11 protein-coding genes are annotated in these 12385 nt (G+C 56.3%); 5 read left to right on the top strand and 6 right to left on the bottom strand.

Going from position 1 to position 12385, the window contains the following annotated elements; translation table 11 throughout:
• Nucleotide 1: 1 nt before the first annotated feature.
• On the bottom strand, nucleotides 2–2044 hold the full coding sequence (locus H9Q16_RS19575; protein ID WP_191077179.1) for an oxidoreductase: 2043 nt from the start codon (nucleotides 2042–2044) through the stop codon (nucleotides 2–4).
• Between the two features lie 196 nt (nucleotides 2045–2240).
• Between H9Q16_RS19575 and H9Q16_RS19570 the strand changes: the two genes are divergently transcribed.
• The gene (locus tag H9Q16_RS19570) at nucleotides 2241–2990 is read left to right on the top strand and encodes a cupin domain-containing protein (RefSeq protein ID WP_191077178.1); all 750 of its coding nucleotides are present in this window, start codon (nucleotides 2241–2243) and stop codon (nucleotides 2988–2990) included.
• 6 nt (nucleotides 2991–2996) lie between these two features.
• On the opposite strand, the gene H9Q16_RS19565 is transcribed toward H9Q16_RS19570, so the two are convergent.
• The 5 genes from H9Q16_RS19565 to H9Q16_RS19545 all read right to left on the bottom strand — a co-directional run bounded on the left by H9Q16_RS19565 (nucleotide 2997) and on the right by H9Q16_RS19545 (nucleotide 7774).
• Nucleotides 2997–3641: a TetR family transcriptional regulator C-terminal domain-containing protein gene (locus H9Q16_RS19565; protein WP_216859520.1), complete on the bottom strand. Its 645-nt coding sequence runs from the start codon at nucleotides 3639–3641 to the stop codon at nucleotides 2997–2999.
• Between the two features lies 1 nt (nucleotide 3642).
• Nucleotides 3643–4485 (bottom strand): ABC transporter permease subunit, encoded by an 843-nt coding sequence (locus tag H9Q16_RS19560; RefSeq protein WP_191077176.1) that lies wholly within the window; start codon nucleotides 4483–4485, stop codon nucleotides 3643–3645.
• A 2-nt stretch (nucleotides 4486–4487) separates the two neighbouring features.
• Nucleotides 4488–5381 carry an ABC transporter permease subunit gene (locus tag H9Q16_RS19555; protein ID WP_425507719.1) on the bottom strand — a complete coding sequence of 298 codons (894 nt, stop codon included), beginning with the start codon at nucleotides 5379–5381 and terminating at the stop codon, nucleotides 4488–4490.
• A 53-nt stretch (nucleotides 5382–5434) separates the two neighbouring features.
• On the bottom strand, nucleotides 5435–6577 hold the full coding sequence (locus H9Q16_RS19550) for an ABC transporter ATP-binding protein (RefSeq protein ID WP_191077174.1): 1143 nt from the start codon (nucleotides 6575–6577) through the stop codon (nucleotides 5435–5437).
• Between the two features lie 87 nt (nucleotides 6578–6664).
• Nucleotides 6665–7774 (bottom strand): extracellular solute-binding protein, encoded by a 1110-nt coding sequence (locus H9Q16_RS19545; protein WP_191077173.1) that lies wholly within the window; start codon nucleotides 7772–7774, stop codon nucleotides 6665–6667.
• Between the two features lie 509 nt (nucleotides 7775–8283).
• Between H9Q16_RS19545 and H9Q16_RS19540 the strand changes: the two genes are divergently transcribed.
• Genes H9Q16_RS19540 through H9Q16_RS19525 form a run of 4 tightly spaced genes read left to right on the top strand, consistent with a single transcriptional unit; the run spans nucleotide 8284 to nucleotide 12381 of the window.
• Nucleotides 8284–9480, top strand: a complete 1197-nt coding sequence (locus H9Q16_RS19540) for an aromatic ring-hydroxylating oxygenase subunit alpha (RefSeq protein ID WP_191077172.1) — start codon at nucleotides 8284–8286, stop codon at nucleotides 9478–9480.
• Nucleotides 9477–9737 carry a hypothetical protein gene (locus tag H9Q16_RS19535; RefSeq protein WP_246455883.1) on the top strand — a complete coding sequence of 87 codons (261 nt, stop codon included), beginning with the start codon at nucleotides 9477–9479 and terminating at the stop codon, nucleotides 9735–9737. Before H9Q16_RS19540 ends, H9Q16_RS19535 begins: the two co-directional genes overlap by 4 nt.
• A complete protein-coding gene (locus H9Q16_RS19530; RefSeq protein WP_191077170.1) occupies nucleotides 9734–11005 on the top strand; it encodes a flavin monoamine oxidase family protein in 1272 nt (423 codons plus the stop codon). Before H9Q16_RS19535 ends, H9Q16_RS19530 begins: the two co-directional genes overlap by 4 nt.
• Nucleotides 11006–11016: 11 nt before the next feature.
• Complete coding sequence (locus H9Q16_RS19525) at nucleotides 11017–12381, top strand: aminotransferase (protein WP_191077169.1); 1365 nt, start codon at nucleotides 11017–11019, stop codon at nucleotides 12379–12381.
• Nucleotides 12382–12385: the final 4 nt, after the last annotated feature.

Here is a 12385-nt window from a genome sequence, read left to right as displayed (position 1 = left end):
ATCAATCCACCGCCAGTGCTGGCAATTCACGCTTGAACGGCACGCCAGACACCTCGGGTTCGCCCAGTTCGCGCGCAAATCGGTGGCCGGCATAGACCGCTGCCGCAATGGTGCCTGGCGCATCACAATCCCCGATGCGCGTCAGCGAACTTGCCCGGTCCCGTAATGCCCAGAACAAATCCTGCTTTGGGTTGCGCATCGTGACCGGAATTACCGAGGCGCAGTCAACCTTTTTGACCACATCAGTATAGACACACGACAATTCAACGTGACCGGATCGTATGCCCGTCAGATTGTGGAGCGGTACGATCTCCACTCCCATTTCCATCAGCCTGGTCTGGATACGCGCCTGTTCCATCGTGTTGTGGGTCCAGTGCGATACATCGGCGGTGGGCGTGACATAGGTGACGTCGTGGCCGTCTGCGCGTAATTTTTCCGCCAGCACACCTGCCATATAGTAGTAGTCATCATCAAAGATCAGCACAGGCCCGGTCGGGCTCTGCCCGGCGCAAATCGCATCGACACTCAGCACCGAACCCGCATCATGGCCATCAATCGCGCGTCTGTTGCTGCGCCCAATACCGGTCGTGTCCCAGTCTGACCCTGTGGCCAAAACGATGTGGTCGGCGCCAAATTCAAGCGCCTGATCCGCGCTCAGAGGGCTGTTGAGATAGACGGCGACATTTGCCATCTGACTGATTTGATATTCGCGATAGTCCGCAACCCTGCGCCATTGCGTCAACCCGGGCAGCTGACTTTCGATGTGCACCCGACCGCCAAGCACGCCCCTTCCTTCGGCAAGGGTGACATCATAGCCGCGTTGACCCAACGCGCGCGCGGCCTCCAACCCCGCAGGCCCCCCGCCCACGATCAACACAGTCTCATCAGCGGTCTTCGGCGCAATTCTTTCGGGGTGCCATCCCTTGCGCCATTCCTCCCCCATTGTGGGGTTCTGCGTGCAGCGCATCGGCGCGCCCAGAAAGTCACCTGAAACGCAGATATTGCAGCCTATACATTCGCGAATGTCCTCGACCCGACCTTCGTCAATCTTCTTGGGCAGAAACGGGTCAGCGATGGAGGGGCGCGCGGCGCCGATCAGATCCAGCACACCATTCTTGACCAGTGACACCATCGTATCAGGCGACGTAAACCGGCCGACGCCCACGACGGGCTTAGTCGTGACCTGTTTTACAAAGCTGACATAGTCGGTCTGATACCCTTCATCTGTAAATCGCGAAGTTGCGCTGTCGTTTTCCCAGCCGCTGACGTTGACGTCCCAAAGGTCTGGTAGCTCTGCCAACATCTCGACGATGTCGCGCCCCTCTGCATCGCATGAAATGCCCCGTGCGCCCAACATCTCGTCGACCGCCAACCGAACGGCAACGGCGCAGGTATCGCCAATCGCGTCCTTGGTGTCCTCAATCACTTCGCGCAACAAACGCACGCGGTTTTCCAGGCTGCCGCCGTATTCGTCCGACCGATCGTTTCGATCCGCCTGCAAAAAATGCATCAGCGTCGTCATATCATGCCCGGCATAGACATAGACGATATCAAACCCTGCCTTTTTTGACCGGATCGCAGCATCGACATGCATCTGGCGAAATGCCTTGATGTCGGCCTTGTCCATCGCGCGGGCATGGACAGGTTCGTGCAAGTCAATCGGGCGGGCGGCCGGCCCCATGGGGATTTCGCGGCTATAGGTATTCGCCGCCCCTGCACCCAAATGTGCTGGCTCAATGCCGGCCAGACTTCCGTGGGCGTGGACCCGTTCGACCATCTTGGCAAGAACCGGAATGTCGCTGTCGTCCCACAGGCGGCATTCGATCGCGCTGGTCAATTCGGAGGTGTGCGTGATCTCGCATTCTTCGGTGTTCACGACGCCCCAGCCGCCTTCGGCCTTGACCCCGCGCATTTCTGCCATGGAAGACGGATACTGATGCCCCATACCGTTGCAATGAGGCACCTGATAGAACCTGTTTGGCGCGGTGACGGGGCCGATCCGGACCGGCTCGAAAAGGATATCAAATCGGGGATCACGGCGCATCAGGTGACTCCTGTCTTGCAACAAAACTGACTTTTCAGGATCCAAAGAAGTCCCTTAAAGTGGATTTATATCAGTATTTTACGCCGTCATCTCTATCTGAACAGCCATTCAATCATTTGTTGCATTCAAGCACGAGTCAAGTCCATAATCGCCGCGCATCATCACCCTTGTTTGCCGCTATACTGAAAGGACTCTCATGTCTGATCGCCCACGCCTCATTCACCTCAAAGCGGACGGCCCTGATGGCGCCGGCCTGACACCGCTTGAGCTTGATCAAGCCGATTTTCAGTCCCCCTTGCCGACACAGCATTGGCACGTTTATTTTGAGGATCCCGCAATCGGCCTCACAGTCGGTGTGTGGGACACAACCACCATGCAGGAAGCTTTTGGACCCTACCCGGGCGACGAATTCGTTTGGGTACTTGACGGCAGCTTTGCCATGATCGACGGCGATGGCAACGCCACACCAGCCGGTGCCGGAGACTGCGTCGCGTTCCGCAACGGCGCTCCGATGAGCTGGAAACAAGACGGCTATCTCAAAAAATTCTTTATTACGCTTTTTGATCCCAATGCAGCAACGCCAAGGATCGAAACGTCAGACGATGCGGTGATTATCGTGGATCCGGATGCTGATCTGACTGTTTGCTCTGCCCCCGGTGACCCGACAGAACGCGAGTATGTCGCTTTCACCAATGATGCCGGCACCATGACAGTCGGGCTTTGGGCATCCGACGCTGCGGATTATGGCATGTCAGCGTTCACTGTGCATGAGTTCGTTCGAGTCCTGGAGGGCGACGCCACAATCACCGAAGCGGACGGCACTGTGCACACTGTTGCTGCGGGGGACTGTTTTTTCATTCCGAAGGGGTGCGAATGCCACTGGGAGGTGCCGCACTACATCAAAAAATATTACGCTCAGGTCGATGTGAATCGCGAGAACGGATAGTGCGCATCACGCGCTGCCAGCAATGGGAAAATGCCTTGGAAAGTACCGGGACAGGACATCCAGGCAGTCATCGCGGGACGTTTCGCGGTCCGCTAGACCGGGGTACAACATCAAGCACAGCCATGACCCGTCAGCCATGGCTTCCACAACCCGCGCCGCGTGCTCGACATCAAGATCCTGGTATTCCCCTTCTTCGATCAAGACCGCGCACTTCTCGCGGATGAGTTCGAACCTTTCATTGTCGAACTTGTTATGGATCTTGAGGTAATTCGGCCGATACTTGGCCTGACCCCAAAAGGCGAACCAGACGGCAAGCCGTTTGCGGGTACATATCTTCTTGTCAAAGTCCGCGCGGACGATCGCGTCAAGCTGTTCCGCCGCCGTCGGGCCGGCTTCGGCCAAATACTGTGTCCACACTTCGTGGTGTTCTTTTGCCAAGTGGCCAAGCGTCGCATCATAGAGCGCTTCTTTGCTGTCGAAGTGATAGTTCACCACACCGTGCGACAGTTTCGCTTTTTCTGTGACGTGCTTGAGCGTGGTTTCCGAAAAGCCGCGCTTCGAGATGGAATCGATCGCCGCCATGATCAGTTGTTTTCGGCGTATCTCACGCGGGGCGGTGCGCTTTTTGGCAGGGGCGGTTTTGGCGTCCATACTACTCATCCGCGCCTTCGGCCATTTTCTGGTCACGCATTTCAGCCCGCTGCTGCCGGAACATCAGGATCGCCGCAATTGCCACGCAGATAGAGATGACCAGAATGACGATCGTCGCAAGTGCGTTGATATCCGGTCTAAGCCCTGTTCGGATGCGCGAAAAGATCAGGATCGGCAAGGTGTTGGACCCCGGCCCGGTTACGAAACTCGCGATCACCAGATCATCCAGCGACAGTGTAAAGGCCAGCAGCCATCCAGAGATCAGCGCGGGCGTCAATCGGGGAATGGTGATGGCTGTCAGCACCTTGAGCGGTCTCGCACCAAGATCGGCAGCGGCTTCTTCCAGATCCTCGCCCATACCTGTCAGTCGGGCCTGAATCGTCACAGCCACATAGGCCATGGAAAAGGTGATGTGCGCGATGGTGATTGTCGTGAACCCACGCTCTGCGGGCCAACCCGTCAACTGATTGAGCGAGATGAAGAAGACCAGCAAGGAAAGGCCGGTTATCACCTCAGGCATCACCAAAGGCGCCACGATCATGCCACCAAATAATGTACGCCCCCGAAACCGACCAAAGCGCACCATTGCCAACCCGGCTAACAGACCCAGCATGGTTGCAAAGGTCGCATTTACAAAAGCGATTTGCAGGCTCAGGGTAACCGCGCTCCAAACCTCGGCAGATTCAAAGAGTTCGCGGTACCACCGCAGGGACCAGCCGCCCCAAACCGGAACGATTTTGGAGTAGTTGAACGAATAGATGACCAAAAGGATCATCGGCACGTAAAAGAACGCCAGCCCCAGCGTCAGCATGATGGTCAGAAATCGGGATCTGTTTGCCTGCATACTCAGCCCTGCCCCGAAGATCTGCCCTGGAAGTACTGGAACACCATGATCGGCAGGACCAGCAGAAACAGCAGGACAATCGCAACCGCCGCGGCGACGGGCCAGTCGCTGTTGCGCGAAAACTCATTGAACAGAACGCGGCCAATCATTTGGACGTTGCCTCCCCCCAGAAGGTCAGGGATCACGTATTCGCCGGTGGCCGGAATAAAGACCAGCAAGCAGCCCGCCACAATCCCCGGTATGGTTAGCGGCAAGGTCACCTTGAAGAAGGTGTTGGTGGGTCGCGATCCAAGATCCGCCGCGGCCTCGTTCAGGCTTCCATCCAGCTTTTCCATGTTGGCATAAAGCGGCAGGATCATGAACGGCATATATGTATAGACGATACCGATGTAGACTGCGAATTCTGTATAAAGCATACGGATCGGTTCATCGATCACACCGATGGCTATCAGAATATTGTTGATGGTGCCCTGATCCGCCAAAAGCCCCATCCACGCGTAAACCCGCAGCAGAAACGATGTCCAGAACGGCAGGATGATGCAGAACAGCAAGATTGGTTTCGCCACTGGGCCAGAACGCACGATGGCATAGGCAATCGGATAGCCGAAAAGCAGACAGATAAGCGTCGAGGTAACTGAAATCTTGAGCGAATTCAGATAAGTATTCCGGTATAGATCATCCTCGAAAATATAGATGAAATTGTCGAAAACGATGCGAATGGTCATGATGCCGCTATCGGCCCATTCGATCATCTGGGTAAACGGTGGGCTGGCGATGGCCAGTTCGGCAAGGCTGATCTTGGCGACGATAAAGAACGGGGCCAGGAAAAAGATCAGCAACCACGCAAACGGGATGGCAACGGTAATGAGCCGCCAGTTGTCGTTCAGCTTACGCATGATGCGTCTCGGTAGTCCGGACCCTGCATCGGGTGGCGGAGCAGCAGCGTCGCTCATGACGTGAGCAACATCGCGCTGGAGGGTTCCCAGCTGATGTTGACCTTGTCTTCCCACGTAATCAGATGCTGCCGGTTCATTGGGCGGGTCTGGTTGGGCGCGGTGACATCAATGATCTGATCATTCGGCAGCAGAATCTTGTATATCGACGTCTCACCAAGATAGCCGATGTCATCAACCACACCGCTGACCTGATTTTCGCCTGTCACGGGCGTGTCGGACTTGGTGATGTGAATTTTCTCAGGCCGCAGCGCGACCCAGATCTTGCCGCCTTCCTTGACGGATTGACCATGATCTATGAACACATCGCACACGTCAGTCTGTACACGTACGTGATCCGCCCCATCTTCGGTCACGCGGCCTTCAAATATGTTGGCGGACCCGATGAAGTCAGCCACAAAACGCGACTCCGGGAATTCGTACACCTCCGTCGGCGTGCCAATCTGTTGCAGACGACCTGCATCCATCACAGCCATGCGGGATGACAGGGTCATGGCCTCTTCCTGATCATGGGTTACGACGACAAAAGTCACACCGACCTTTTCCTGAATGTTGGCCAGTTCGAACTGCGTGTGCTTGCGCAGCTTCTTGTCCAGCGCCGCAAGGGGCTCATCCAGTAGCAGCAGCTTGGGCTGTTTCACCAGCGCACGGGCAAGGGCCACTCGCTGGCGCTGTCCGCCTGACAATTGCGAGGGTTTGCGTTTGCCGTAATCCTGTAACTCTACCAGCTTGAGAATGTCCTGAACCCGGTCCGCAATGTCGTTCTTTGGGACGCGATCCTGCTGCAGGCCAAACGCGATGTTCTTGGCCACCGACATATGCGGAAAAAGCGCATAGCTTTGAAACATCATGTTTGTGGGTCGGTCATAGGCCGGGACATCCGACATATCGACGCCGTCGATCTTGATAGAGCCGGAATTGAGCGATTCAAACCCTGCTAGCATCCGCAGAAGCGTGGACTTGCCACACCCTGATCCGCCAAGCAGGCAGAAAAGCTCGCCTGCATAGATATCCAGATCAATATTGTCGACGGCGGTTACGTCGCCGAATTTCTTGGTAACACCTCTGAGTTCGACCAGTGGTTTTTGCCCATCAGTGTCTGACCACGGGGTCGCACTGACGCTGTTTGAAGCGGTCAATTGGGGCCTCGCCTTCTATCGGGTGTTAGACTGAAAATGCAGTGGCATCCACACGGGACGCCACTGCGATGTTTTATGCAAGCCAGATCAGTTACCAGCTTTGAAGTCGGTCCACGTGCGTGTCTGCAAACGCTCCACCTTTGGCGGCAGTACCGCCACGGTGTACATCTTTTCCACCTGTTCAGAGGTCGGGAAAGCTGCTGGGCTCGATTTGACTTCCTCATCCACCATCGGCTTGGCGGTGATGTTGGCCGTCGCATACCAGGTGAAGTTTGTGTCATCTGCTGCGACTTCGGGACGCATCATGTAGTTCAGAAAGAGATGGGCGTCTTCCTTGTTTGAGGCGTCTTTGGGAATGAGCCAGCCATCGATCCAAAGCTGGGCCGCGTTCTGCCCCTCAGGCAGGAAGAAATCCAGCACGACACCTGTATTGGCTTCTTCAGCGCCGGACATCGCCAGCAGGCCATCGGGCCCCCAGGTAATGGATACGCAGAATTCCTTCTGCGGCATGCGCTGGTAGGCGTAATTATCGAAGGTTTTGACGTACGGACGCACCTGGGCGAGCATTTCACCCACCTTCTCGTAGTCCTCCCGATTGGTCGAATTTGGATCAAGGCCCAGATAGGCCAGCGCCATCGGGATCACGTCGCCGGGCGAGTCCAGAAACGAAACGCCACATTTGGCAAGTTGTTCCATGTGCTTGGGATCAAAGACCATGTCCATCGATCCGATCGGCGCGTCCGGATAGGTCTCTTTTACCAGCTCCTCGTTGTAGGTCACGCCGTGCGTACCCCACATATACGGCAGAAAATGCTGGTTGCCCGGATCCCAATCGCTGGCGAGCTGCTCCATGATGGCGGGATCCATGTGCTTGACATTGTCAAGCTTGGACATGTCCAGCGGATCAACGATACCGGCCTTAATCAGCCGCGCGGTGGAACTGCCCGAATGGGCAACCACGTCATAGCCGCTGTTGCCAGCCAACAACTTGGCATCAATCGATTCAACTGAATCGTAGGGATCATAAATGACCTTGATGCCAAATTCTTTTTCGAAATTTGCGATGGTGTCTTCACCGATGTATTCGCCCCAGTTTGTTACCTTGAGCACGCGATCTTCGGCGATTGCAGCGCCGGCGATGAGCATTCCGGCCATTGCCGCGAATGACACCCCTGCGAGGCCTTTCACTTTCGTCATGATGTATTTCCTCTTCCTGATGGTGATACTTTTATTTGGGAGTATTTCGGGCCAATAGCCCGCAATGGACGCGACGCATTTCGATTTGTACCAGCGGCACCCACCAAAAGCTTTCTTCCCCGATCCTGCGGATGACCATGCCCGCACCCCATTATTGACATTCTGAACGGTCAGTCAGAACGGTAAGGCGACACCATCGCATGAGTCAAGAACTACCGACGATCTATGCGCCGCTTAACAAAGAGCGCGTAAATCTCGGGCGCTCCAATCTGTTGAATCGACTAAAGCGCTGTTTTTGTGTGGTTTCACAGATGCATTTCAAGAGCCTTCTGACTGGTCGTTCAATCAGAACCTCTTGACGGTACAGGGCATCTTCTGATCATATCTTTGTCAGGTATATATGCTGCGAACACGGCAAGTCGTTCCTGCATGTTTCTCACATCGGCACGCAGATCGCTTATGGGGCTTGCGCGCATTCTGACAGTTGACCATTCATTTCGGATCTGACCATGGACATTAAAACAAGAGACGTCTCTATCCCGGCCGACTGGGATCGCAGGGGATTGCCGGGCTGGTGCTATCACAGCGATGCTCTTCTGGACCTTGAGAAAGAAGAACTGTTCAAAACACATTGGCAGATCGCCTGCCATGTTTCTGACCTCCCCAATGCGGGATCGTTTGTGTCCTTTGACCTTTGCGAAGAACGCGCGCTGGTCCTGCGGGATGCCAGTGGTGAATTGCGCGCGTTTCACAATATCTGCCGCCATCGCGGATCTCGCCTGGTCACAAAAGAAAGCGGGACCTGCCCCAACGCGCTGATCTGCCCCTTTCACGGATGGGTCTACAATCTGGATGGAAGCCTGCGAGGGCCCGCACGGCCGGAGTCTTTTCCATCCCTCGACAAGGATGTTTTCGGCCTGCGCCCCGTTGAGATGGAGGTATGGAATGGCTTCATCTTCCTGCGGTTCAGACCGGGGCCGCAACCCAGCGTGGCTGAGATGCTCGCCCCGTTCGAGGCCGAGGCGACCGCCTATCGCATGGCGAGCCACGTCCCCACTGACGGCATCTGGACCGAGGAAACACCGGTCAATTGGAAGTCGGTCCGTGATGTAGACAACGAAGGATATCACGTCGCCATGGCGCACCCTGCACTGCAGGACCTTTATGGATCATCCTATCAAGACGAACCATACGTAGACGGCGTGTCGCGTACTGTGGGGCAATTCAGCCCGTCAAAAGGGCGTCGTTGGGCCGTCCGCAACTACAAAAAGTTGAGCCGCCCTCAGGAACATCTTCCGGAAGATCTGCATCAAAAATGGCTCTATTTTGGGATCTTCCCCAACTCCGTGATTGCCATGACACCGGAGACCGTTTTGTTCTATCAGGAATTTCCGGTGACAGTGGGGCGCTCGACAATCCGAAGCGCGACGTACCGCAACCGCGACGAGGATCGCCAGCAACGCGCGGCACGCTACCTGACGGCCCGCATCGACCGCGAAACTGTGGACGAGGATATTCAACTGACCATTTGGTCAAACGAATCCATGGCGTCAAAGTCTTTCGAGGGTTTCTATCTGTCCGATCTTGAGTACGGCGTGCGCACACATCACAACCATCTGCGAAAGGTGCTGCCTGTCTACACTCTTGAGGATGCCCCGGAACAGGCAGACCTTGCCGCCTTGAACGCGTCCATGCAGCGCACATGATGGCTGCGCCACCACCCATTGATCACGATGATCCGACGGCCTTTTTGCACATGCCTGTCGGCAAAAATGGGTCCGGTGCGGCGCGATATGCGGCTGCGATGCAGTGTTACAACAACGGCCTGATCTGCGCCGAAATGCTTGAGATTTACCGCCGCTGCAGCAAATTCGATCTTGAAGACCCGATAGATCTGGCCCGGTACGAAGAAATCACAGTGCCGGCGGTTTGCTTGCCCAATCAGCAAGAGCCCACATCATGACGCCCCTCCGTGCGAACCCCGATGTGATCGTCGTCGGAGCCGGCGTTGCCGGTTTGGCGGCGGGTGCGGTCTTGCGTGAGGCCGGGCTTCAGGTGGTTGTGCTTGAAGCGGCCAAACACATCGGCGGGCGCTGCGTCACGGACAGCGCGCCCTTTTCGGTGCCGTTCGACAAGGGCGCATCCTGGCTGCATGCCGCGCCAGCGAACCCTTTGGCGCGGGTGGCAGAGCGCACCGACGCCCGGCTTCACAAAAAACACTGGCGCTGGTCCCGGGTGCGGATCAAGGATAAGAACCTGACCCCCGAAGAGATAGAAGACTTTGGTGCCTATCAAGACCGCATGTGGCAAGCCATCAACGATGCGGGCGCGGTCGAGCCAGACACCACAACGCGCGCCTGCCTGCCAGACGGGCGATGGTCAGAAACGGCGGTCCACTATATCCCCCAGATGCTGGCCGGGAACGCAGATACCACATCGGCGCGAGACGTCAGGAATTATGATCACCACGACGGCGACTGGCTTGTCGGTGGTGGATTGGGCGCGTTCATCAAGGACCTGCACGGGGATGTTCCTGTCAGAACGAATTGCCCGGTGCACAAAATCGACACCACAGGCTCAGGGGTCAGGGTGACAACGCCGGACGGCGTTCTTGAAGCTGCGCACCTGATCCTGACCGTGTCGACCGGGGTCCTTGCATCAGGCTCGATCCAATTTATTCCCGCACTGCCCGCCCGGAAACGGGATGCCATTGGCATGCTCCCCATGGGCGGGATGAATAAGATCGCCATCGAATTTGATCGCGACTGGACCGAAATGACAGAAGGACAAATGGCTGATTATCACAAGGGTGGCGACGCCTATTGCTCTGTATTGTTCGGTCTGTACGGATCGTCCCTATCTGTCGGGTTCGTCGCCGGACGGTGTGCCGATGCCCTGGAAGCAAACGGACCCGGTGCGACCACGGACTTGTGCCTGGAGGCTCTGCAAGCCCACTTTGGCAGCACCATAACGCAAAACATTCGCGCCACCCAAGAGACCGCCTGGCGCCTCGACCCTTTCATTCAAGGGGCTTACAGCTATGCCAAACCCGGCGGTTCTGATGCGCGTCGCGTATTGGCAGAACCGATTGCGGATCGTCTCTTTTTTGCGGGAGAGGCGACAATGACCCACACCTATGCAACTGTGCATGGTGCCTGGCTAAGCGGCCGACGGTCTGCCGAACAGGTCCTCGCCTTGCACGCACCCGCGCCTTCTCGTCAAGCCGGCTAACGGAGTATCAAATGGACAATACCGCAGCAAAGAACTGGGACAACGATCATTTCATGCATCCCTGGGAAGGCATGGATAGCCTTGGAAATAATGACCGGACCTTTGTAGAGGCAAGCGATGGGGTCTATGTCACGAACGACAAGGGTGACCGGCTGATCGATGGACCGGCAGGTATGTGGTGCGTTCAGGTCGGATATGGCCGGGATGAGATTGCTGATGCGATGGCCGAACAGGCGCGCAAGCTTGCGTATTTCTCTCCGTTCAACAACACCAACTCGGTTGCATCGGAATTCGCCCGGGAAATCGCAAAGCGCACCCCAGGTGATCTGAACCACGTGTTTTTCACGACCGGAGGGTCAACGGCGGTGGATACTGCAATCCGGTTTGTTCATTTCCGCAACAATATGCTGGGGCAGCGCAACAAGAAAAAGATCATCTCAAGAGAGAAAGCCTACCACGGCAGCACCTACCTGTCGGCAGCTGTCAGTGCCAAGGAAAGGGACCCTCTTTGGTTGGACAAGCTGACAAACATCGCCCACTTCCTGCCGAATGTTAACCCTCTGATGCGCCGAGCTGACCAAAGCATCGATGCATTTCTAGAAGAAAAAGTTGCCGATCTTGAAAGCGCGATCCTTGAACTGGGCCCGGAAAATGTCGCGGCCTACATCGCTGAGCCGGTGCTTGCCTCTGGCGGTGTGATCGTACCTCCCGCAGGATATCAAAAGCGCTGCATCGATATCTGCCACAAGCACGACGTGCTCTACATCTCGGATGAGGTCGTGACCGCCTTTGGCCGGATGGGTCACTGGTTCGCATCAAAGGAGGTCTTTGATATCCAGCCAGATATCATCACCTGCGCCAAGGGCCTCACCTCGGGATATGCGCCCATGGGCGCGGCGATCTTTTCCGAACGTCTGATTGCGGATGTGTCCGGACAGCATGGCAACGGTGCTGTGTTTTCAAACGGGTTCACCTATTCAGGCCATCCTGTCAGCGCAGCGGCTGGGCTTGCCAGCATGCGGATCATCGAAAAGGAAGGCATCCTTGAGCATGTGCGCACCATCATTCCTCACTTTCAGGATCGCCTGCAGGGTTTGGCGGACCTGCCACTTGTCGTTGATGCGCGCGGGATGGGGCTGATGGGGTGCATCCAATGCGCCTATGACAAGAAACGCGATAGTGATCTTGAACGAGACTACGAATTAGGGGCAAGGATCGATGCCGCATGCCAGGAACGCGGTCTGATCCTGCGCCCCATGATCAATATGTGCGTGATGTCCCCCCCTCTGGTCATCACGTCAAACCAGATCGATCGGATGTTCGACATTCTTGAGGACGCGATACGCGCCGTCGACAGCACGCGCGGATCCGCCTGACCGC

Source organism: Sulfitobacter aestuariivivens, assembly GCF_014763045.1.
GTDB classification, from domain to species: Bacteria; Pseudomonadota; Alphaproteobacteria; order Rhodobacterales; family Rhodobacteraceae; genus Sulfitobacter; species Sulfitobacter aestuariivivens.
Note: the sequence above shows the minus strand (reverse complement) of the source record. Positions and strands in the feature narration are given on the sequence as shown.

What these genes read in the sequence shown, in the direction of transcription:
- H9Q16_RS19575 (WP_191077179.1), bottom strand. Translation starts at nt 2,044, where the DNA reads ATGCGCCGTGATCCCCGATTTGATATCCTTTTCGAGCCGGTCCGGATC.
- H9Q16_RS19570 (WP_191077178.1), top strand. Translation starts at nt 2,241, where the DNA reads ATGTCTGATCGCCCACGCCTCATTCACCTCAAAGCGGACGGCCCTGAT.
- H9Q16_RS19565 (WP_216859520.1), bottom strand. Translation starts at nt 3,641, where the DNA reads ATGGACGCCAAAACCGCCCCTGCCAAAAAGCGCACCGCCCCGCGTGAG.
- H9Q16_RS19560 (WP_191077176.1), bottom strand. Translation starts at nt 4,485, where the DNA reads ATGCAGGCAAACAGATCCCGATTTCTGACCATCATGCTGACGCTGGGG.
- H9Q16_RS19555 (WP_425507719.1), bottom strand. Translation starts at nt 5,381, where the DNA reads ATGCGTAAGCTGAACGACAACTGGCGGCTCATTACCGTTGCCATCCCG.
- H9Q16_RS19545 (WP_191077173.1), bottom strand. Translation starts at nt 7,774, where the DNA reads ATGACGAAAGTGAAAGGCCTCGCAGGGGTGTCATTCGCGGCAATGGCC.
- H9Q16_RS19540 (WP_191077172.1), top strand. Translation starts at nt 8,284, where the DNA reads ATGGACATTAAAACAAGAGACGTCTCTATCCCGGCCGACTGGGATCGC.
- H9Q16_RS19535 (WP_246455883.1), top strand. Translation starts at nt 9,477, where the DNA reads ATGATGGCTGCGCCACCACCCATTGATCACGATGATCCGACGGCCTTT.
- H9Q16_RS19530 (WP_191077170.1), top strand. Translation starts at nt 9,734, where the DNA reads ATGACGCCCCTCCGTGCGAACCCCGATGTGATCGTCGTCGGAGCCGGC.
- H9Q16_RS19525 (WP_191077169.1), top strand. Translation starts at nt 11,017, where the DNA reads ATGGACAATACCGCAGCAAAGAACTGGGACAACGATCATTTCATGCAT.